Genomic DNA, 21,899 nt, shown 5'->3' on the forward strand with positions numbered 1-21,899 from the left:
CTTCAGCGTGGGGGTTTTCTGGACAGCCGCGCGCCCTTCAGATTGGCGCGGGAGTCGGCAATCATGTCCAGCATGGCGGCGCGCGCCGCGTCCGGCTGCTTCTGCCGGATGGCGTCGTACACGTCGAAGTGGCGCGGCAGCGAGTACTTGAAGTCCTGCGCGGTCTGCGCCGAGAGCAGGAAGAAGGTGCCCAGCGCCGCGTCGATGACCGAGAACAGGGATGCCAGCAGTTCGTTGTTGGTGGCTTCCAGCACGCTCTCGTGGAACATCAGGTCGGCCTTGGCCCACGCATCCTGGTCCGGTGCATCGGCCATGGCCTGGTACGCGCTCTTGATCCTGGCCAGCTGCGCGGGCGAACGCCGCTCGGCTGCGGAAGCCGCGGCCGCCGGTTCGATCACCTCGCGCATCTCCACCAGCTTTTCCACGAAGTCCTGGGTGGGCATCAGCGCGCAGCGCCACGCCAGGATGTCGCTGTCCAGCTGCTTCCAGTGACGCGGGTCGCGCACCCGCGAACCGGTTTTCTGCCGGGTTTCGATCAGCCCTTTGGAGCCCAGCACCTTCAGGCCCTCGCGCAGGGCGGAGCGGCTGACGGACAAGGTCTGTGACAGCAGCTCTTCCCTGGGCAGGAATTCGCCCGGCTGAAGTGCGCCGCTGATGATCCGCTGCCCGATCTCCTGGGCCACTTGGTCGTAGAGGTTGCGTACCTCGATCGGTTTCACAGGCATCCCTTTGGCTTGGTGCACCGCAGGCTGCGGTCACTCCTATTATCCGACAAAAGGACGGGTGCAGGGTGTGAGGCATGTGGGGGAGCGTCCTCATCAGAGCTTGAACCGGAAGCCCATGCCCAGGGTCTTGTCCTGGTAACGGATGTCGCGCGGCCGCGTGTTGCCGCTGCCCCAGTACTGGTGCAGGTTGTTGCCCAGCAGGTTGGTGGCCGAGAACACCACCGTGGCGCGCGGGGTCACGTCGTAGCTGATCGAGAAGTCCAGCGAGCTGGCCGGCTCGACCTGGTCCTCCGTTCCGGCGACCGTGGGCTGGGTGAAGAAATCGATGTACCGGCTGCGGTAGCCGTAGGCCAGGCGCGCACTCAGGCCGAAGTTCTCGTAGAACAGCACGGCGTTGTAGTTGTTCTTCGAGACGTTCTGCAGCGGCCGCGAGATCACGGGTCCGCCAAGGAACTCCGGAGACTTGGTATCGCCTTCGATGTAGGTGTAGTTGAACTGCGCACCCAGGCCGCTCCAGGCGCCGGGCAGGAAGTCGAAGGTCTGCTGGTAGGCCAGCTCGACACCCTGCAGATGGCCGCTGCCGGCGCTCTGCGGGGATGACAGCTCGTAGTCCTCTCCGGCGATGACCACATTGGTGATGTAGTTCTGGATGTAGCCATCGATGTCACGATAGAACACGCCCGCACTGACGTAGCCCACCGGGGAGAAGTACCACTCCAGCGACATGTCGTAGTTGGTCGACTTGATCGGGCTCAGGTCGGGGTTGCCACTGCTGGCCACGCCCGCCCGGTTGACGGTGCCGGGGTTCAGCGAGATCGACGGGTTCAAGGCACCGAAGTCCGGATAGCTCAGTGTCTTGGCCGCCAGCACGCGCAGCTGCCAGGCATCGTTGAAGTGCAGGTTCAGGCTCGCGTTGGGCAGGGCATTGGTGTCCTGCGTGCTGCGGGTGATGGCACTGTAGACACCCGTGCCCGCGTCGAACGAGAAGGCGTTGAGTTCACGCTTGATCTTCTCCGCACGCACGCCTACCAGGCCATCCACGCGCAGGCCGCCCAGATCGAAGTCGTACTTCGCCTGCAGGTAGCCGGCGCTCTTGCGTTCTTCGATATCGAAGAAGCGGCCGGGATTCTCCGCCGCCAGTCCGTCCGGCAGACCGTAGTAACGGCGCAGCGCGTCGGCGTTGTCGATCAGGTAGTCGTAGCAGGGCGTCAGGAACGACTGGCTCAGTGCGGAGTTGCCGCGCTTGCTGCAGAAGAAGCTGCTGGCCGGGAACAGCCCCACCACCTGGTTGGCCGGGTTGGGCGAGGCGGTGATGTTGCCCGTACCGGCACCGCCTGGCGGCGGCGTGCTGATTTCCACGCTGCCCTTGGCGCTGGCGGTACGGTCGGCATAGCGCAGGCCGAACTGGAGGTTGGCGATCGGGCCGTCGAGGAACTCGAACGTTCCGTCGCCGCGCCAGCTGTTTTCCTCGCCGCGCGACTCGCCCCAGGTCTGGAACAGGCCATTGAGGTAGAAGCGCGACGGATCCATGGCCGGGTTGCCGGCCAGGTGCCAGTTCTGGTGCTTGCCCGAGGTGCCGTCCCATACGGTGGTGATCGGCCCGGCCAGGAAGGTGTCGATGATGAAGTTCTCATCGCGGTAGTAGCCGGACGTACGGGCCACTTCGGTGGACAGCCGCAGCTGGTCGCCGCGCCACTTGAAGCCCAGCGCGTTCTGGATGTCCTGGCCGCGCTGCTTGTGCGCCTGGGTGCTGCTGGCGGCATAGCTGTCGCCGGTCCATGTACCTGCGGTGGCGTCGCAGATGGTCTGGCCGGACAGCGGCCCATCCAGGCGGTTGGCATAGCAGTTGTCGCCGACCTGCAGCCCCGTCGGCGGCACCACCCCGACCGGGAAACTGAACAGGAACGCCTGGTCATAGTCGTCTCGCACGAAATCATAGAGGCCCTCGACATAGACCTCGGTGCGTTCGCTGGGTTTCCACTGCAGGGCATAGTTGAACGCACTGCGCTTGCGGTCGCCATGGTTGTAGTTGGTGCCCCAGCCATTGGGGGCGGCGATCAGGTTGCCGTCATCGGTACGTGCCGGCGTGCCATCCGGATTCTCCAGCACCTTCGGGAAGTCACCCCACACCGCATCGTACGCATAGCGCTTGCCGACATAGCCGAAGTTGACCATGGCGCCGATCTCGCCGGCATCGGTGTCCCAGCGGTTGCTCAGCAGCAGGCTGGCGGAGGGATCGATGTCGCCACCGTACTTGCTGTGCGTACCGGTCACGGTGCCGGCGATCTCCGCACCGTCGAAATCCAGCGGGCGGCGCAGCTGGATGTCCACCAGGCCCGCGATGCCGCCCAGTGGCAGGCTCGCCTCGCTGCTCTTGTAGACGTTCAGGCTCTTGATGGCGGTGGCCGGCAGGTTCTGGAAGGCGTAGCCGCGGCCGGAGCTGCTGAAGATCTCACGGCCGTTGAGGGTGCTGATCACGTTGGGCAGGCCGCGGATCACCACCCCGGTGGTCTCGCCCTGGTTGCCCTGCGCCACCTGCACGCCGGTAACGCGCTGCAGGGCGTCGGCCACGCTGTTGTCGGGCAGCTTGCCGATGTCTTCGGCAACGATCGAATCGACGACCATCTCAGCCTCCTGCTTGATCGACTGGGCGGTCTGCAGGCTTTGGCGCAGCGCGGTCACGGTGACCGTGTCCAGGTTGACGGCCTCCTGCGAGCCGGCCTCCTGCGCCTGCACCAGACAGGGCAGGGCGAGGGCCGAAAGGATGGCCAGGGAAAGCACGGTGCGGGAAGAACGAGCGGTCATGGCGGTATCTCCGGATTCCGGAAAGCAGTCGCGGTTGAGTGGCCCGCCTTCATGCGAAGGCGGGCGCCAGTGGGGTCAGAAAGCGGGAACGGAGGTGCGCGGGGTCTTGGCCAGCCTGCGGAACAGCTCGGCTTCGCGTGCCCGGTAGGGCGTGCCGTCGGCCTTCAGCAGATCGTGGAACCACACGGTGGGGGCTTCCATCGTGTAGGGGCGCTGCCAGCTGTCCCAGGGGAAGCGGGTCTGGATCGCGCCGTCCACGAACCCCCAGTTGATCATGCCGATGTTCTCGCGGCGGGCGATCGGAAGGATCGTGTCCACGTTCGAGCCTGCGCCGCGTGCCAGCCATTCGGTGCAGATCAGCGGGCGGCCGTACCTGCGCAGCTGTGCAATGCGGGCAACGAATGCCTCCGGCTGCTCGTAGTTGTGGAAGGTGATCACATCCGACTGCTCCAGCTGCGTGCGCTGGATCGCGGTGAGCGATGCGGCGCCCGGCGACCAGTCATCGCCGATCCACACGCCGCTGGTGAGCGGCTGCACCGGCTTCTTCGCGCGTGCCCAGTCGAAGATCTTCGGCAGCAGTTCGGCGATGCGTTCCTGCTCGCCCGGCAGCTGCTTGTCCATGTAGTTGCCACCCCCGGGGTTGTCCGGCTCGTTCCACAGGTCCCAGGCCAGCACGCGCGTGTCATTGGCGAAGTGACCGATCACGCCCTCCACATAGGCCTGGAAGTGCGCGTCATTGGCGCGGTCCACCAGCATGTGGCGGCTCGGGCTCTGCACCCAGCCGGAGTTGTGCACGCCGGGAATCGGACGGCGCTGCGGGCCGAGCACCGGATCCGGGTCCCAGCAGCTGTCGAACAGCACGAGCATCGGGCGGATGCCGTTCTTCTCGGCGATGGACAGGAAGGTGTCGATGCGCTTCAGCAGGCCCTGCGGGTCCTGCTGCCACAGCAGGTCATGCAGGTAGACGCGCATGGTGTTCATGCCGAACTGCTCGTGCGCCCAGCGGAGTTCGCGGTCGATGGCTGCCGGATCGAAGGTCTCGGCCTGGAACATCTCCAGCTGGTTGATGGCGTTGGAGGTGGTGTAGTTCGCGCCCACCAGCCACTGCTGTCTGGAATACCACGCGTCGGCTTCGGCCGGGGTCCAGCGTGCGGCGTCGGTCGCATGCGCCATCGGTGCGACGGCGAGCAGCGTTGCCAGCAAAGGGGTAAGCCACTTTCGCATGAGATGCATCTCCTTGGTTCATGAGCTGCCCGTCCTGGCGTGAGCCAGGAGGCGGGCGGTGCGTACTGCGTCGGATTGCCGGTGCCGTGGGCGACCGGTGTGCCAGCTGCGCGGGATCAGCGGCCGGGCGGTGTGCGGTCGGTCGAGAAGTCGTAGACGATGCGGTTCACGTAGGTCTCGCCCGGGGCCAGCCGCGCCGAGCCGAACGACGGCTGGTTCGGTGTGTCCGGGAACAGCTGCGGTTCCAGCGCGATGGCATCGCCCTGGCGATAGACACGGCCACTCTTGCCCACGGTGCTGCCGTCGAGGAAGTTGCCCGAATAGAACTGCAGGCCAGGCTGCGTGGACAGCACAGTCATCACGCGGCCCGAGCGCGGGTCGTGCACGCGGGCGACCTCACGCGGCTCGCGCGTGGGCGATCTGCTGATGACCCAGTTGTGGTCGTAGCCGCGACCATGCAGCAGCTGCGGCTCATTGCCCTGGCGCAGGTCGCGCCCGATCGGCTTGGCCGTGCGGAAGTCGAAGGCGGTGCCTTGCACCGGCTGCAGCACGCCCGTGGGAATCAGGCTCGCATCCACCGGCGTATAGGCGCTGGCCGGAATGGTCAATTCGTGATCCATCGCCGAGCCGGAACCCTCGCCGGACAGATTCCAGTATGCGTGGTTGCTGAGGTTGACGATGGTCGGTGCATCGGTCGTGGCGCGGTACTCCACCTCCAGCCGGCCATTGCCCTTCAATGCGTAGGTTGCCGTGACCGTGAGCGTGCCCGGATAACCCTGGTCGCCGTCAGGGCTGACATGCTGCAGGGTGGCGTGATCGGCGGCGGCGTCGACGATCTTCCACACCACCTTGTCGAAGCCGCGGGTGCCGCCGTGCAGGCTGTTCGGCCCATTGTTGACCGGTACCTGATAGGTCCTGCCATCCAGGGTGAAGCGACCCTTGGCGATGCGGTTGGCGAAGCGGCCGACGATCGTGCCGAAGTACTGCGGATTGTCGAGCGTCGCCTTGAGCGTCGCGTCGCCAAGCAGTACATCGGCGTATGCGCCATCACGGTCCGGCACTTCCAGTGAATGCAGTGCAGCGCCCAGCGTCAGTACCGTGGCCTGCATGCCGGTGCCGTCACGCAGCAGGATCGACTCCACCACGGTGCCATCGGCCGTCCGGCCTACCACAGCGCGTTCCTGTGCCTGACCTGCGCCCACTGCAGACAGTGCCAGTACGCCGATCAGCCCTGCCGTCTTCCCCTTGCCAGCACGCATTGCTCAAGACCCCTCTCGATGTCGTGATGCGTACAAAAACATATAATCAGACAATACGCACGTTGCGACGCAGCACGTGATCGGACCGCCGCGTTCGGCTGGGGTCAACGCGCAGTCGCGGTCATCGCGTGCAGTGCGGAGAAGCCGCGCACTACGGCGTCGGCGGACGCCACCGCGTGCGTGGCGATGCCGATTTCCGACAGCGCCGCTTGATACAGGCGGGTGACCGGACCGGAGCCCACCAGGGGCACCGACGCCGACCTCAGCCCGGGGAACAGCGCCAATGCGTCTGCAATCTCCGCACCGGCCAGCAGTCCGCGCAGGTAAGCGCTGGTCGCCGTGCGCGGCAGGGTGCCGCGGATCATCCGTGCCCGCACACCGAAGAGCAGCGCACCCAGGCCCAGTCGGCGGTCGGCGCCTGCATGCACACCCTCGGCGAAGGCCGGTCCTGGCTCACCCGGTCCGTCCAGCACCGAGGCAAGCAGGCCGCCACTGGCCAGTCGATCGAACAGTTCGCCGGACATCGAGGTCATGAAGCTCTGCACCTGGCCGTCGATCAGCTGGATCCACTTGGTATGCGTACCCGGCAGCGCCACGATGGCATCGGGGCCGACATCGCCGCCGCGCAGCAGCCCCAGCAGCTCGGTCTCCTCGCCGCGGAGCACGTCCGGCATGCCATCCACGGGGCGCACGCAGGCCATGCCGGGCACGATGCTCACGGACAGCCCGCCGATCCGGGTCGGCACCAGCTGCTGCGCGATCGAGGCAACACCTGCAGGGCACTCCACGTAGCCGGCATCGATCCAGCCGACATTCGACCCGATCATGCCCGCCGCATAGGCGTGGCGTGCAGCCGGCCAGCGTGCGCGGATCGTGTTGGCGGCCACCACCATGTCGTCACGGTCCAGCGTGGCCACGCCCGCGGGCATTTCATGGGCATCAAGCCGCTCACCGTTGGGTCCGATCAGATAGGCGCGCAGATTGCTGCTGCCCCAGTTGATGCCGATGATGCTGTCGGGGTGGTCCTGCTGCATGGCGGTTCCTCGGGGCGATGGTGTTGCCTATTGTCTGATTATATGGTTTGGTTGCCGCTCGCTGGCAAGCCTGCCGGCGCAGTTCCAGTCGGGAGGGGAACGCAATGAACGGCACGCTTTCCATGGCGCTTGCAGCGCTGCTTCAGGTATCGACGAACGCGTCCGCCGCAACGCCGGCGGTGGACAATCCGCTGCTGGACTCCGGGCCGGACCCGTGGATCACCCGCGATGGGGACGTGTTCTATTACATGGGCACGCACGGTGATCGCCTCGCCATCCGCGCCACCCGCGACCTTGCGCACCTGGCTGACGCGCGCGAAGTCACGGTGTGGCGTCCGCCGGCAACGGGGGCGAATGCCAAGTCGATCTGGGCGCCGGAACTGCATCGCATTGATGGGCGCTGGTACATCTACTACACGGCGGCAGCGGGCGATGCACCCGAAGGCCAGGAAGACGCCCATCGGGGGGTGTTCGTGCTGGAGAACAGCAATGCCGATCCGACCCGGGGCACATGGACCGATCGCGGACGGCTGGCCACGGCACACCCCGGCATCGACGGCACCACTTTCTTAACCGGCGGCAAGCGCTACTTCGTGTATTCACCCTACGTGGGACCGGACAGCGTGCTGGCCATCGTGGCCATGGCCAACCCCTGGACCCTGCGGGGCAGCGAAACCATCATTGCGCGGCCCGACCAGGCGTGGGAGCGACAGGGCGGGCGGCAGATCCTGGAGGGGCCGGAGTTCCTGCAGGGCCCACGCGGCGATCTGTTCCTGACCTATTCGGGCAGTGCGTGCTGGTCGGATGACTACGCGATTGGACTGCTGCACGCCAAGGCGGGCGCCGATCCGCTGGATGCGAGCGCGTGGCACAAGGTAAAGCAGCCGATCCTTGCCAAGCATCCTGCAGGCAACGTGTACGCGCCGGGGCACAACGGCTTCTTCCAGATGGCCGACGGCGCGCCGTGGATCATCTACCACGCCAACCCGGGGCCGGACATGGGCTGCACCGCCAGGCGCTCGCCGCGCATCCAGCCGGTGCATTGGAGCCAGGACGGCATGCCGCTGCTGGATGCGCCGTACGGGCGCGGAGTCGGGGTGAAGTGATTGCGTCGGCGGTCGAATGCTCTCACGCTTCTCCAGCGGCCTTGTCTGGCGCCAGGGCGGCCGCGCGGCTGTGATGAAACGCCGCCGCAGGGCTGGAGGTGGGAGGTGCCGGATTGTTCCGATGCTTTGCGCTACACCGCCGGCACCGTGATCCTCTGCAGGTCCAGCGTGGCCCGCAGCGCATAGTTCTTGCGGATCACCGGCACGATGCAGGTCAGGCGTGGATCGAAGTAGTCCCTCAACAACGGCGGCCGTGCCGAGCCCAGATAGAACGCACGGTCCTGCTTGACTGCTGCCGGCAACAGCACGTCACTGAAGTCGCTGTCGGAGGCGTCAGTCACCAGGCACGGTACATGGCGGAGCCCAAGCTGGCGCAGCAGGTACAGGCGATGGGAGCCATTGGTCAGTATGAGGCGGTTGCCGATCCGGGTGGCACTGACAAGGTTGTCACTGAAACCCAGATAGACGACCAGCGCGTGGCTGGCTGCACCGAAGGGTTCGTAGCCGGCGATGGCGGACGGGTCGATCGTCGCCACGTCCAGAAAGCGCAGGTCGTTGGAGCTGGACGCAAAGGTGTAGCTGCCTTCGGACCGGGACGCGCGGACCGGCGGGTGAGCGTGCCGCCCGTTGCGTGCAACCAGCTCCATGATGTCCTGTGCCGTGGGGGAGGCGGGGAAGGCCGCGGCAAGCTCGCCGACATGGCGCAGGTTGATGCACTCCTGGAAGACCACCAGCCGGTCGATCTCGACCATCTGCCATGCGCGCGGCACGTTGTTCGTCATGCGGTGCATCGACGGTTGGCGTGGCGCGTGGTCGGCCAGCGCCGCCATCTCCGCAGGAAGTGCATGCACCTCGACCGCGTCGGCGTCGTTGGCCTCTTCCTTCAGCTGGCGCAGCGCGTCGGCGCGGGCGCTCTTCCATTCCTCCACCAGCATCGCCTCATCGAAGCATCCGGGCGGGCATCGCTCCCTGATGAAGCGGATGAACCTCGGCAGCGGGAACGGTCCTTTGAGCAGAAGGGTGGGCTCAAGGCCATCGTCACTGATCGGGTCGCTCATCCATTTCCCCTTCGAGAACGCGTGTCGACGTTGCCGGACAGCGACAGTCGTCACACTGAAATAATATGTTATATCGTAACATTTGCATGCCTTGACGGCAATCGCTCTGCAACACGCGCAGCGATGGTGGCTTGGCTGCTCCGTATCCGTGGCACGACGCCCGGATACATCCACTGACAAGAGGAGATGTTCATGAACGAGCTGATTGAGCTGGGTGTAGTGGCAGGACAGCAGAACCCTGAAGACCAGGGTGTGGGCGGTGATCTGATCGAGCTGGGCTCGGTGGTTTCGGAAACCAAGGCACACAACCACGGCACCTTGTGGGATGGCGTGTTCCCGACCACCTCGCCCTGATCCACTGCGGCATGCATGACCTGCGGTGCATGCCCTGCGCATGCACCGCTTCTCCGCCTGGACTGAAGAGATCACGTAATGGAACAGCCTGCGGCGCGCTATTTCCTGTCGAAGCAGGCCCATATCTGTGTCACCGGCGATGCAATGGTGATCCTGGACCAGGCGACGGGAAAATACCTGTCGCTCGACCGCCATCGTGCAGCCAGCCTGGGCGGGCTGGTGCTGGGTTGGCCGTTGCCGGCAGACGGCCGGCGGATGCCGGATCTGTTGCAGTCGCTGCTGCAACGCGGGCTGATCACCGACGATCCGCAGCGAGGCAAAGCCGCGACCAGTGCTTCGATCGCGCTGCCGCGCCACTGGATACGCGACGGTGAACCTCGCGGTTGTCCGCGCATCACCGCACGTGACGTCCGCAGATTCATGGCTGCGTGCATGCGTGCCGGATGCAGCAGGACGTTCCTTCCTTTCAGCCACACAGTGTCCTCGGCGCGCAGGCGTGCGCAGGGATCACAGCGCACGGACGTAAGCGTGCAGGAGCTGGCCCTGCGCGTCCGGGTGTTCGACTGGCTGCGGCCGTTGGCCTTCAGGAAGACGGACGAATGCTTTCTCTACTGCCTGGCGATGCGCGAATTCCTGTCCAGGCATGGAATCGTCGCGGACTGGGTGTTCGCGGTCAGGACCCAGCCCTTCGCGGCGCACTGCTGGCTGCAGCACGGCGATCAGGTCCTGACCGATATCCCCTTCAACCTGCGCCGGATGGTTCCCATCCTGGTGCTGTAGAGGCGCCTCACGCATGTATCGATACATCGCCGTGCTCTGGAACACCTCCTGCGACTCCGCAACCGCCCGGGCGCAGCAGGCGATGCAGCGCATCGAGGCCATGCACGCCGGCATCATCTGCGTGATGAACGACCACGGCGCCGCGATTTATGTCCAGAGTGACAACCCGGGCTACCTGGACTGCAGCCGCTGCGGCTCGCTGGTCGTGCTCGGCGCGCTGTTCGACAGGAATTTCAGCCGGGATACCGTGCCCGCGCGCGTGCCACTGGATGCGGCCGCCGCCGATGCGGCCTGCCGCACGCGGGGAAAAACCCTCGTGCAGCACTACTGGGGCCGCTATGTAGCGTTCGGCTACCAGGCGCAGTCATCGAGCTGGTTCGTCCTGCGTGATCCCACCGCTGAAATTCCCTGTTACATGACGACGGCGGATCAGCTGACGGTGGTCTTCTCCAGCATGGAAGACTGCCTTGCACTGGGCCTGCGCGATTTCAGCATCGACTGGCCCTTCCTGTCCTACTCGCTGCTGTTTCCGTTCCGTGACGGGTTGCAGACCGGCTTCAGGGAGGTCACCGCCATCGAGGCCGGGGAGGCGGTTTCGATCCGCGATGGCGAGCCGGTCAGCCGGCAGTGCCAGTGGGACATCGTGCGCCTGGCCCGCGACGAACCGATCGAAGACCTGCAGGAGGCGGTGCAGCTCGCGCGCTCCACGCTGCTGGGCTGCATCGGTGCCCTGGCCAGCCGGCACCGGCGTATCCAGCTGCAGCTGTCGGGTGGGCTGGATTCCTCCATCATCCTCGCCGGCCTGCTGCACGCACCTTCCATGCCGGAAGTGGACTGTGTCCACCACTATGACGACGGCATCGGTGCCGATGAGCGGATGTTCGCCCGCATGGCGGTGGCCGGTGCCAGTGAGTCGTCGGGCCGGCGCTGCGGGTTCGTCGAGTACCGGCGGCAACCCCACTGCGCGCTGGAAGAGATCATGACCTTCCCGCGGACGGCGCGGCCGGCACATTGCTCGGGCTACCTTCTGCATCGCCGTGATGTCGCCTTTGACGCAGATACCGTGCAGTTCACCGGCGTCGGCGGCGACGCGGTATTCCTGCGCTTCAAGGGCAACGCTGCGGCGATCGACCATGCCTGGCGGCGCGGCATCGACCGCCACTTCTTCCGGGTCGCCTTTGAAACCGCACAGTCGGGCGATTCGCTTTATGGCGTCCTCAAGGATGCGGTGATCCATGGGCTGCTCAGGCGGCCGGCCAGCATCAACGGTCGCTGGGGCAACCCCTGCGAATGGGTGAAGGTCGACGCGACCGAGCAGGACGTCACGCCACCGGCCTGGCTGCGCCATGCGCGCAACGAAGGCCATGAGGTGTCACCGTACAAGCTTGCGCACATCAGCCGGATGGTGTTTCCGACCAGCGTCCTTGATCCGTTCGAGGGCGCGGGTCGCTGGCACGGTGTCTCTCCGATCAGCGCACAACCGCTGGTCGAACTGTTCGCGCGCATGCCGCTGCGCCTGCTCATGGCGGACGCGGAGGACCGGACGATCGCACGGCGTGCCTTGCAGGGGCTGCTGCCGGACGCTCTGCTGTCGCGGAAGGTGAAGTCCTACCTCGACGATCATTCGGTCGCGGTCACCCAGGGCCATCAGGCGTTCATCCGCAGCCTGCTTGTCGATGGGCTGCTGGCCCGGCGTGGGTACATCGACAGCGCCTCGGCCGACGCTGGCATCCGCCGGGTCGGCCCGGATCATTCGTCGCAGGTGCTCGGCATCTTCGGCCCGCAGGTCAACATCGAAGCCTGGCTCAGGCGCTGGGCAGAGCGGCCCGCAGGGCAGGGAGCCGGAGTCGCCTAGGCGCTCCGGCTCATCTCCTCGAGGTACAGGCTCTCAAGATCGTTGGCGGTGATGGTGGTGGCATCCAATGTCCTGCGCAGCCGCCCGGCCTGCATGAGGCCGATCGTGGTGGCCACCTCGCGGGCGCGGAACAGATCGTGCGTGGCCATCAGGATGGCGGTGCCACGATCACGCTGCCGCACGATCAGGTCATGGAACTCGGCCGACGCGGTGGGGTCGAGGCCGGAGGTTGGCTCGTCAAGCAGCAGTGCCTTGGCGTCCTTGACGATGGCCAGGGCAATGCCGACCTTCTGCCGCATGCCCTTGGAGTAGAGGCCCACGCGTCGTCCGAAGACATCCGGCGCCAGGCCCGCTGTACTCAGTGCATCCCGCAGCCGGGCGGGTGAGCGGTCGTCCACGCCGGCCAGACGCGCGAAGTAGTCCAGGTTCTCAAGACCGGACAGCTCGTCGTACAGCGCCACGGTCTCGGGGATGTACAGCAGCCTGCGTCGCACCTCCTGCGGGTGCCGGTGCGCGCTGAGTCCATCGACTTCCGCGGATCCGGAGGTAGGGGTGAGGAAGCCCAGAAAGAGCTTGATCGTGGTCGATTTTCCCGCACCGTTGGCTCCGAGCAGGCAGAAGATCTCGCCGGGTCCCACCTCGAAGCTGACATCGTCGAGTGCCCGGTGGGTGCCGTGTTCCTTGACCAGGTTCTTTGCAGAAAGCATGTGGGCTCCTCAAGGGGTCGCCAACCGGCGACGCATCGATCCGGCGGCGATCAGCAGAATCAGGGTGGCGGCGAGCAACGCCGCGAGATCGGCACGCACTCCACGCCGGCCCACGCCGGCCGGCTCCACGAACCGGAAGCGGGGCAGGGCTTCATATTCGGCAAGTGTCTGCGGCGCGTCCCGATCCAGGTACGCCTTGTGCAGCAACCGACGGGCCTGCCAGAACGCATGGACCTGGTCCTGGAAGGCGAGCGCGCGATCCGCGTCCGAGCCGGCGATGCGGTCCAGCGCGTCCTGTACTGCGACCGCGGGCATCAGCAACCGCACGTTGTCCAGCACCCGGCGGCGTGCATCCTGCGCCCGCTCATGCGATTCGATCAGCGGCGCAAGGTCGAGATCGGTCGCCAGCAGGTCGGCATAGGCCTCGCGCACGTGGTCCGGAATCACCGGTGTCGAAGAACGTACAGCCGTTGAAGCACTGCGGCGATGGAGTGTCTGTTGCCTGGCCGTTGCGGCCAGCCGCGCCTTCACGTCGGTCGCGAGCTGCATCTGTGATGGCGGCGGAACGGCCAGATTCACTGCGGCGAGGGTCAACGACGGGGCCATCACCACGATCAGCAACCACACTCCGCCGGCCGCAATGGCCGCCTCCGTGGTGCGTCGGGCGAAACAGCCGATCAGCACCGCCACCGCCAGCCAGAAGCCGCCATAGGCAAGGATGACCAGCGAGAGCAGGCCGAGGCCGGCAAGGCTCTCCGCACCGGACCACGCCGCCGCGCCGACCAGGATCACTCCCGCAGGCAGCAGTACCACGCCGCCTCGGGCCAGCGTCTTCACTGCGATCAGCCGTCCCACCGCGACCGGCTGCGACAGCACCAGCGCAGCGATGCCACGCTCGCGCTCGCGGGACCAGAGGTCATAACTGGCTGCCAGGATGACCAAGGGCAACAGAAAGACGATGACGAACGCCAGATCGAACCGGCCTGCGGCCCGCGCTGCCGGATTGCCGATGTCGGCCCACACGTTCCTGAAAAGCTGGGTGCGATCGCCCAGCGCCACCACATCGGCCGTATAGGGATAGGCCTCCGCCTGCCCGATCGATACCGACGCCATCGCAGCCGGCGGCAGCACGGGTTGGACGCGCGGCAACACCGAGGGCGCCTTGCCGACGAACACCCGGCTGCGGTCATGGGTGTGCTGCTCTTCGAGCTGGATCACGCCGATGGCGGCGTTACGCTGTTCGACCCACGCCCCGCCATTCCACGCGGCGTAGGCGGCCAGCGCCAGCAGCAGCATCAGCAGGGTGGGCAGCGCCCGATCGCGCAGCAGCCTGCGCACCTCATGGCCGGCAACGGAAAGACTGCTCATGGGGTCGTCCCCAGGCGCCGGGCCGAGAAGAACACCAGTCCAAGCGCCAGCAGCACCCAGCCCAGCAGAATGGCCAGGTTCGCCGCCTGTGCCGCGGCAATGCCGGCCAGGCACTGTTGCCCCGGCGTGTAGGCCACGGACCGGGTGAGGGTCGCGATGTCGGCACGATGCTTCTCCCCCTGCGGCGCCTTGTGCTGCTTCACTTCCGCATTGAGTGCCTGGATCAGGCGGTAGCGGTAGTCTTCGGCGCTCTGCAGGAAGGCCAGGTGCGCCGCGAAATCGGTGCGGGCGAATGCGCGTGACCATGACTGCAGCGCGATGGCCGGAGAAACGAAGGCGAATGCGCGCTGTGTTGCTTGCTGCTGCCGATAGGTCGCATGGATCCGCTCGAAATGGCGGTTGTAGGTGTCCGTCGAGTTCCTCTCTGCGAACTCCAGGGCCACGCCCCGGAAGTTGACGGGAAGCTCTTCCACCGTGTCGACCTGGTAGCGCGCCATCAGCGCGTGTCGCAGGGCGTCCAGCCGCTTGTCCGCAGGGTCATGGCCATCCACTCCGTTCTCCGCCTCTTCCGTCACGGCGGCCCTGAATGCCGGCGCGCTGGGCGTGGGATCCAGCGATTCGGCCACCGCTGGCGCCATTCGTGGCACCAGCACGGTGGCTACCACCCAGAACCCCAGCAGCACCACCAGCGAGGTCCGCGCCGAGCTGGACAACGCCGAGACACCGACCGTGAGGGCACAGAACACCAGCAGATAGAGTCCGTAGGCCGCGCACATGGCCAGCAGCGCGGCGATGTCCATCCAGCCGGCGTTCTGTCCCGCCACAGCGGGAACCGTCGCCGCCAGCATGGCAAGCACCAGCAGCAGGGAAGCACTTGCCAGAGCAATCAATCGGCCGATGATCAGCACCGCAGGCGACGCCCCGGTGCCGAGTTCCTGGCGAAGGGTTTCGCGGGCGACGTCACCGGACAGCGTGGCGAAGCCGGCAAGGATGATGAGCAGCGGCGCTACTACCTGCAGCGCCCAGGCGGCAGAGAAACCGTCGAACCGGCTGAGGGCGGTACCCGCGTCTATCGCGCGATGCCTGGCCGGGTTCTGTGCGTGACCTTCGATGAACACCGAGGTGCCCAGTACATCGGTCAGTCCCGGATCGAGCGCGGCCAGGGGTCGCACCGGTGCGGGAATGGCGCGTCCCACATGCGCCGCGGCATGGGGATCGATCACGCCCTGGCCGTCCCACAGCCGCGCTTCCTCCGCTGCTACGGCCTGGCGCTCCTGCGCCTGCAGGGACAGGCGCGCGGCACCCGTGGCAACGGATGCGCCCGCAAGCAGCAGCAGGACCAGGGCGAGCCACGGCAGGCGCCGCTCACGCCACATCAAGGTCAGCTGGGTTGCCGCGACACCGGCAGCTTGCCGAAGCGTCGACGCAGGCCGGAAGCGGGCGGGGGAGGGCGGGCTCATCCGGCTTACCAGCGATGCGTGAGGGTCACCGACAGGAAGCGCCCCAGCGCGGTCGCATTGGTGGGGTCGTAGCCGGTGTTGATGCTGTTGATGATGAAGGGCGGATCCCGGTCGAGAAGATTCTGCACGTTGAGGGCGAGCGACGTGCCTTCGTGGTCGCCGGCCGGGGCGCCGAAGTGGTACTTGAGGTTCAGGTCGACGGTCGTCCAGGAGCTGACGTGTGGGTGGGCGATGTTGGCCGGATCGCGGTAGCTGTCCACGTAGTTCACGAAGACGCCGCCTGCGGCCTGGCCCCGGTCCAGGGTCAGGCCGCCGCGCAGCTTGAGGTCGACCGGGTAGTACACCGCGTTGACCGCGTCCAGCTCGGGCGATGTGCTGGTCACGCGCCGCGTCGATTCGAGGATGTACTGCCCGGCCAGGCTCATCGCGATCCGCGTCTGGCCCACATCGACGCGATAGGACGCGTTGAGATCGACGCCGCGCTGCGAGGTGTATGCGTTGTTGCGGAAGCGGTTGTCCAGGATCACCTGGCTGCTGGTCTCATCCAGACCGGCAGGGAGTGCATACGGCCCCACACGTGAGACGAACAGCCCCAGGCCCGACACGCCCAGTTGGCGCGCCTGCTGGATCTGCTGCTGCGATGGATCGACGGTCAGGATGTCCGCGTAGGGAGCCGTGGACTGCAGGAACAGGGACGGGAAGCTGCCGCCGAAGCCGCTGCCGATCCGGTCCGCATAGTCGATGTGATAGTAGTTGGCATCAACCGTGAGGCCGGGAACGGAGGGCGGCGCGAACGAGAACCCGCCGGTCCAGGTTTTCGCACGCTCGGGGCCGAGATCGGGATTGCCGTTGGAGAGCATCATCAGGACGGTGCTGCCGTTGGCCGCGTTCGGGTTCGGCACGTTCGCCACGACCACGGTGTTGTTCAGCTGCATGTCCTGGTAGACCGGCGCGCGGTAAGAGCGGCCGTAGCTGGTACGGAAGGAGAGTCCCTCGGTGGCTTCCCACAGCAGCCCCAGCTTGGGGTTCAAGGTGGAGCCGAAGTCGCTGTAGTCGTCGTAGCGCGCCGCCGCGGTCAGCGACAGGTTGCGAACGCCGGGCATCTCCTTGAGCAGCGGGATGTTGAGCTCGGCAAAGGCGGACCTGATCGTGCGCTGCAGATCGAGCGGCTTTTCCAGCCCACGGTGATCGAGCAGCTCATAGCCATCGCGACGGTAACCGACGCCGACCGCTGCGCGTACCGGGCCGGCGGGCAGGCTGAACACCTCGCCGTCGGCCACCACGTCCAGATAGCGCGATTCAGAGTTCGTATCCGTCGGTGGCGCCGTGCTGACGGTGCTGCCGGTAATGGTCGTGCGCTCGTAGGACACCTCGTTCCTGCCGAATCCAGCGTCCAGGCGCGCCTGCCACTGGCGCGGGAGCTCCAGGGTCAGGCCTGCGAACACATCGAACTGCTGCGTGTGCGGGAACAACCGGGTTTCGTCGGCCGTGCCGGAGATGGTGGTGTCCATCTCGCGCTTGGCGAACGAGCCGGTGAGATTCAGCGTCAGCACATCGCTGAGCTCCTGCACGCCATCGACATACAGGCTGTGCCGCTTCGATCCTGGATAGAGATCGTAGGGCCTGACCGTGACGTTCCGGGAGAAATCCTTGTCGGTGGCGGGCAGGTTGCCCTGCTTCAGGAACTCGTAACTTGCCAGCACACGGCCGCGGTCCCACGCCCACCCCGCGGACTGCGACACCTGGTACTCGTCCATGTTGCCGGTGGTGACCGTGCCGTACCGCAGCGACGACTCATAGCCGGTGAAGTCCTGGCGCAGGATGATGTTGACGACGCCACCGACGGCATCGGTGCCGTAGATGGCAGAGGCACCATCGGTGAGGATCTCCACGCGTTCGACCGCACTGAGTGGAATCAGCGATACATCGACATACTGGTAGCGGTTCGATGAGGTCACGCGATGGCCGTTGACCAGGGTCAGCGTAGTGCCCGTACCCAGGCCACGCAGGTTGATCGCGGTGCCCTGGCCGAAGTTGTTGCCGGTATCACGGTCAACACCGAGATTGGCCACATTGGCACCATTGGCGCCGCCACCGAAGTTCTGCGGCAGCTTCTCGAACAGCTGCTGCAGGGAGGCCACGCCAGTGCGGTCGATGGCCTCCCGGTCGATCACGATGACCGGCGACGCACCAGCGCCGACGGCATCGCGGATGTTGCTGCCAATCACCAGCACCTTGTCCAGGGTGGCCGTGGGTGCGTCGTCGTCGGTGCCCGCGTTCTGCGCCTGGGCTGGTGCTCCGATCTGCAGCGCGGCGGCGATGCTCGCCGCCAGCAACGCGCGCCTACCGCCCTTGAATACCTGTTCCATTCCCCGGTCCATCACTCTCATCCGATATCGGCCTGTAGCACGGTCACGTGCATTTTAGAGAGATGTTATATCATATCATTCAATTGTACAGGGGCTGCCTTGCCCTGTGGACCGCCGAGACGCCGGGGACTGAGAGTGATGAAGCCGTTCGCTGTGCCCGCGCCTGTCAGCGAAGTACTGACGGCCTACTGGAAAGCCGATCGCACGCTGCTGGTGCTCATCGCCGGCACCGTGCTGCTCTCAAGCCTGGCCACCGTTGCCGCGCCCTATCTGTTCTCGCGATTGATCGACCGCCTCCCCGAGCAGGGCGCAGCGGTCCTGGCCGGGTGGTTCGTTCTCTACGCGGTGCTGCTCGGGGTGGGCAGCGTGCTGCAGAACACGGTGCAGTACCTGTCATTCCTCAGCGGCGAGAATCTGGGCTTCATCACCAGTACCCGCTACTTCGCGCGCCTGCTGAAGAAGACCAACAGTTTCTTCGTGGAGTACAACGCAGCGGAACTGCAGGTGGCCGGCGAAAAGGGGCGGGGGGCGCTCAAGATCGTCGTGCAGCTGGGCCTGGTGGCCTTCATTCCCAGTGCCCTGCAGATCGTGTTGACCCTGGTCACCCTGGGAGCGCTGATCAACATGCAGATCGTCGCCATCGTGCTGGGCTACGGCACGGTGGCCGTAGCGCTATCTGCCCTCGCTACCCGACGTGCACGCATCCACCGCGAAGCGGCCGTCGACGCCGGCCAGCAGAACGCCCGCTTCGTCGGCAATGCCATGAATGCCATGGAAACGCTCAGGCAGTTCGGCGGCAGCGGCTGGATGGTGCAGCGCTTCGAGCAGAAGGCGCAGAGTGTGCGCGACAGCTGGCGTGCCTACGTGCTGCAGCGCGTAGGCTTCATCGCCCTGCTGGGCATCGGCCTGGCCATCGAGTTCATCGTCACCTTCAGCCTGCTGCTGCCGGGCTACCAGAACGGGCAGCTGAGCGTGGGCGACATCGTCCTGTTCAATCTGCTGCTGCTCCAGCTCAACCTGCCGCTGGAGATGATCGCGCGCTCCATCGACGACGTCGCGCGCTCGTGGAGCATGCTGGCGCCGCTCTCTACCCTGTGGGCCGCGCCCGAGGAACCGCAGGTGGCCCATGCCGAACGGTTCTCCGCCCGCAGCGGCCTGCTCCAGTTCGACGCAGTGAGCCATCGCTATGACAATGGTCGCGGCGTCACCGATGCGACCTTCCACGCCGGACGCGGCGGCATCACCTTCCTGATGGGAGAGACCGGTACCGGCAAGTCGACACTGTTCAAGCTGGCGCTGAAATCCATCGAGCCCCAGCACGGCCGGATACGGGTGGACGGTACCGACCTGGCCCGGATTGATCGCGCGACGTGGCACGCGGCCGTCGCGGTCGTTCCGCAGGACGTGATGCTGCTCAACGAGAGCGTGGCCGATAACATCCTGCTGGGGCGCCCGCGCGATGACGAGCGGCTGCGGCACGCCGCACGCAAGGCTGCCATCCTCGCCTTGATCGAGGCACTGCCCGAGCGCTTCGAGACCACCGTCGGCGAGCGTGGCCTGAAGCTCTCCGGCGGTGAGCGGCAGCGGATCGCCATCGCACGCGCACTGTATGGCGAGCCGGCGATCCTGTTGCTGGACGAAGCGAGCTCGGCCCTGGATGAGGCCACCGAACGCGAAGTCATGGGTCATATCCGGGCGCTGGCAAGCGAGGTGACCGTGCTGGCCATCACCCATCGGCGCAGTGTCGTCACCGACGCCGATCGGGTGGTGGAGCTGGGCGGGGCGCAGATCGAATCCCTTGGCAGGCCAGCGCAGCCCTGATTCCGCGCCCGCTTTGCCGGCCTTCGTCGGCCGGCGCGGGCTCTGGTCGCATGCCGCTCACCAGGCAGGTGCATTTGGGCTAGCGTGGGCACTTGAACACGGGGATGCAGAAATACATGAAACGTTGGCTCTTCCTGATGCTTGTAACGGTCCCGTTTGCTGCCGGGGCCATCGTCATCCGTGACGACGTGGACGATGCCCGTTACCGCATCGATGGATCTGCCTTCCCGGCCCTGGCCGACCTGCCGGGAGAGGGGCACGGCGTACTGATCGCTCCGCGCTGGGTGGTCACCGCCGCGCACGCGGCACCGATGGACGGCATGGGTGGCGAAGTCACCGTCGGTGGGCGCAACTACGCCGTCGCGCGTGTGTATCTGCACCCCGGCTTCAGGCCGATGCCGGCCGCGCTGGGCGAAGAGGCCCTGGCAACAGGCAGTGCAGGGAAGATCCACGCGTTCCTGGCGGCATCGGATGACATCGCGCTGATCCGGCTGGCAACGCCCGTTGCCGATGTCGAGCCCGTCGCCCTCTATCGGGGCGCGGGCGAGGTTGCGCAGGTGGCCACCTTGATAGGGAAGGGCGCCACCGGGAATGGCGCCGAGGGGTTGATCCCCGGAGGGTCGCATCGCACCGCTCTGCGGCGTGCGTTCAACGCCATCACCGGCGGCAACGACCGCTATCTCTGGTACCGCTTCGATCCGCCGCCGCGTGGCCTGCCGCTTGAAGGCGTGCTCGGCAACGGCGACAGCGGTGGCCCGCTGGTCATCAATGTGCAGGACCACTGGCAGCTGGTCGGCCTGGGTTCCTGGATCACCGCCGTTCCCGAGCACGCCCTTGAGGCCGGCTTCTATGGCCAGGTGGTGTTCAACGTGCGCATCTCACGCTACGCCGGCTGGATCGACCGCGTCATGTCCGGGGACGACGCCGGTCGATAGCGGTCGCCGGGTTCAACCCGGCAGCTCGCACTTCATCTTTCCGTCCACGTAGTACGGCTTGGGCACGTTGGGGTTGTCGCTGGTCTTCTCGAAGACCACCTCGAACGAGTCGGTATCCGGCGAGCCCTTGCGATCGGTGCAGGCGTCCTGCAGCTTCTTCTTGACGGCAGCAATGCCGGCATCGCGGTTGGCGCCTTCGGCGCTGTTGGTCAGGTTCACGGTTTCGGCCGAGGCCAGCGGGCTCAGGGCCAGTAGGCAGCCGGTAATCAGCACGGTGTGGAGCTTGGTCATGGACTCGCCTCGTGAAGGTTCAGGGGCTTCGAGGATAGTGCGCGACTGTTAACGGTGCGTGGTTGGGTGTGACGCTTCACGTTAACGGGTGCCGCCCGCCGGTCAGGGCGGGGCCACATCTACGGACGCTGCGGTCAACGGGAGTGACTGTGTGTCCCGCGAGCGCCAGCGCCCGCGGGACGAGGCATCAGCCTTCCGGCAACAGGCGTTCACTGGCGTGTGTGGTCAGCCCGAGGCCGGCCATGACCAGCCCTTCCAGCACACGGTCGCCGACGTACTGGTCAGGCTCTCCATTCTTGCGGGCGCGCTCTGCGGCAAGCAGAATTTCCATCACCACGCGCAGGCCATTGAGAGAACAGTCGGCGTCGGACAGTGCCATGCGTCGCCCTGGCGGAAGATGGCCTTCCGGCCAGGGCCGGCCGTTGGACGCGGCACCTGCGCCGATGCTGTGCAGCAGTGAAGCAAAGGCGTTGGGATCCGGTGTGGGCTCGTTGGCGGGATGCAGGCGGATCGGGTGCGGAGAAGGGGGGTAGGCGTTGGTCATGGCAGGGCTCCGAACAGATAAACGGAAGCCGCCACCGATGAAGGTGGCGGACGGTGCGAGGTTCGAAACCCGGTCTACGCTAAACCGGCAGGCACAAGGCCTCCGCGCACCGCCCGCCATAGCCGGCCGACGGATTGCCAGCCGGCACCACCTGATGGGTGATGCCGGCTGGCAAGCGTGTACTTCAGCGTAGAACCGGGGTTT

Annotated in this window: 18 protein-coding genes; 6 read left to right on the plus strand and 12 right to left on the minus strand. The window is 66.2% G+C overall.

Going from position 1 to position 21,899, the window contains the following annotated elements:
* Window positions 1-2: 2 nt before the first annotated feature.
* The 5 genes from AC5P76_RS09705 to AC5P76_RS09725 all read right to left on the minus strand — a co-directional run bounded on the left by AC5P76_RS09705 (window position 3) and on the right by AC5P76_RS09725 (window position 7,047).
* Window positions 3-725, minus strand: a complete 723-nt coding sequence (locus AC5P76_RS09705; protein ID WP_053515824.1) for a FadR/GntR family transcriptional regulator — start codon at window positions 723-725, stop codon at window positions 3-5.
* A gap of 93 nt (window positions 726-818) precedes the next feature.
* Window positions 819-3,530, minus strand: coding sequence for a TonB-dependent receptor (locus AC5P76_RS09710; protein ID WP_253118502.1), 2,712 nt, complete (start codon window positions 3,528-3,530; stop codon window positions 819-821).
* Window positions 3,531-3,605: 75 nt separating this feature from the next.
* Window positions 3,606-4,754 carry a cellulase family glycosylhydrolase gene (locus AC5P76_RS09715; protein WP_111187013.1) on the minus strand — a complete coding sequence of 383 codons (1,149 nt, stop codon included), beginning with the start codon at window positions 4,752-4,754 and terminating at the stop codon, window positions 3,606-3,608.
* A gap of 116 nt (window positions 4,755-4,870) precedes the next feature.
* A complete protein-coding gene (locus tag AC5P76_RS09720) occupies window positions 4,871-6,013 on the minus strand; it encodes an aldose epimerase family protein (RefSeq protein WP_253118501.1) in 1,143 nt (380 codons plus the stop codon).
* Window positions 6,014-6,117: 104 nt separating this feature from the next.
* Window positions 6,118-7,047, minus strand: a complete 930-nt coding sequence (locus AC5P76_RS09725) for a 2-dehydro-3-deoxygalactonokinase (RefSeq protein WP_111186940.1) — start codon at window positions 7,045-7,047, stop codon at window positions 6,118-6,120.
* Window positions 7,048-7,151: 104 nt separating this feature from the next.
* Here AC5P76_RS09725 and AC5P76_RS09730 point away from each other — a divergent pair, with 104 nt between their 5' ends.
* Window positions 7,152-8,153: a glycoside hydrolase family 43 protein gene (locus AC5P76_RS09730; protein ID WP_253118500.1), complete on the plus strand. Its 1,002-nt coding sequence runs from the start codon at window positions 7,152-7,154 to the stop codon at window positions 8,151-8,153.
* Between the two features lie 131 nt (window positions 8,154-8,284).
* Here AC5P76_RS09730 and AC5P76_RS09735 read toward each other — a convergent pair whose 3' ends face one another.
* Window positions 8,285-9,211 carry a ParB N-terminal domain-containing protein gene (locus AC5P76_RS09735; protein WP_253118499.1) on the minus strand — a complete coding sequence of 309 codons (927 nt, stop codon included), beginning with the start codon at window positions 9,209-9,211 and terminating at the stop codon, window positions 8,285-8,287.
* A gap of 192 nt (window positions 9,212-9,403) precedes the next feature.
* Between AC5P76_RS09735 and AC5P76_RS09740 the strand changes: the two genes are divergently transcribed.
* From AC5P76_RS09740 to AC5P76_RS09750, 3 genes are all read left to right on the plus strand, one after another.
* Window positions 9,404-9,565: a hypothetical protein gene (locus tag AC5P76_RS09740; protein WP_180875215.1), complete on the plus strand. Its 162-nt coding sequence runs from the start codon at window positions 9,404-9,406 to the stop codon at window positions 9,563-9,565.
* A gap of 78 nt (window positions 9,566-9,643) precedes the next feature.
* A complete protein-coding gene (locus AC5P76_RS09745; protein ID WP_253118498.1) occupies window positions 9,644-10,345 on the plus strand; it encodes a lasso peptide biosynthesis B2 protein in 702 nt (233 codons plus the stop codon).
* A gap of 13 nt (window positions 10,346-10,358) precedes the next feature.
* Complete coding sequence (locus tag AC5P76_RS09750; protein WP_253118497.1) at window positions 10,359-12,200, plus strand: asparagine synthase-related protein; 1,842 nt, start codon at window positions 10,359-10,361, stop codon at window positions 12,198-12,200.
* Here AC5P76_RS09750 and AC5P76_RS09755 read toward each other — a convergent pair.
* From AC5P76_RS09755 to AC5P76_RS09770, 4 genes are read right to left on the minus strand one after another with little or no spacing between them, the layout of a single operon-like run.
* A complete protein-coding gene (locus AC5P76_RS09755; RefSeq protein WP_053515807.1) occupies window positions 12,197-12,907 on the minus strand; it encodes an ABC transporter ATP-binding protein in 711 nt (236 codons plus the stop codon). The genes AC5P76_RS09750 and AC5P76_RS09755 overlap by 4 nt on opposite strands.
* Before the next feature lie 9 nt (window positions 12,908-12,916).
* Window positions 12,917-14,275, minus strand: a complete 1,359-nt coding sequence (locus AC5P76_RS09760; protein WP_253118496.1) for an ABC transporter permease subunit — start codon at window positions 14,273-14,275, stop codon at window positions 12,917-12,919.
* A complete protein-coding gene (locus AC5P76_RS09765; protein WP_253118495.1) occupies window positions 14,272-15,735 on the minus strand; it encodes a DUF3526 domain-containing protein in 1,464 nt (487 codons plus the stop codon). Before AC5P76_RS09765 ends, AC5P76_RS09760 begins: the two co-directional genes overlap by 4 nt.
* A 5-nt stretch (window positions 15,736-15,740) precedes the next feature.
* Window positions 15,741-18,104: a TonB-dependent receptor plug domain-containing protein gene (locus tag AC5P76_RS09770; protein WP_495222732.1), complete on the minus strand. Its 2,364-nt coding sequence runs from the start codon at window positions 18,102-18,104 to the stop codon at window positions 15,741-15,743.
* Window positions 18,105-18,242: 138 nt separating this feature from the next.
* On the opposite strand from AC5P76_RS09770, the gene AC5P76_RS09775 reads away from it, so the two are divergent.
* Complete coding sequence (locus AC5P76_RS09775; protein WP_253118493.1) at window positions 18,243-19,925, plus strand: ABC transporter ATP-binding protein; 1,683 nt, start codon at window positions 18,243-18,245, stop codon at window positions 19,923-19,925.
* A 116-nt stretch (window positions 19,926-20,041) separates the two neighbouring features.
* Window positions 20,042-20,860 (plus strand): S1 family peptidase, encoded by an 819-nt coding sequence (locus AC5P76_RS09780; protein ID WP_197599999.1) that lies wholly within the window; start codon window positions 20,042-20,044, stop codon window positions 20,858-20,860.
* Between the two features lie 12 nt (window positions 20,861-20,872).
* On the opposite strand, the gene AC5P76_RS09785 is transcribed toward AC5P76_RS09780, so the two are convergent.
* Entirely contained in the window at window positions 20,873-21,151 is a 279-nt protein-coding gene (locus AC5P76_RS09785) for a hypothetical protein (protein ID WP_053515798.1), read from the minus strand.
* A 187-nt stretch (window positions 21,152-21,338) separates the two neighbouring features.
* Entirely contained in the window at window positions 21,339-21,695 is a 357-nt protein-coding gene (locus AC5P76_RS09790) for a hypothetical protein (RefSeq protein WP_253118492.1), read from the minus strand.
* Window positions 21,696-21,899 lie beyond the last annotated feature (204 nt).

The sequence above is a fragment of the Stenotrophomonas sp. YJH_SMC_36 genome, from assembly GCF_059369935.1.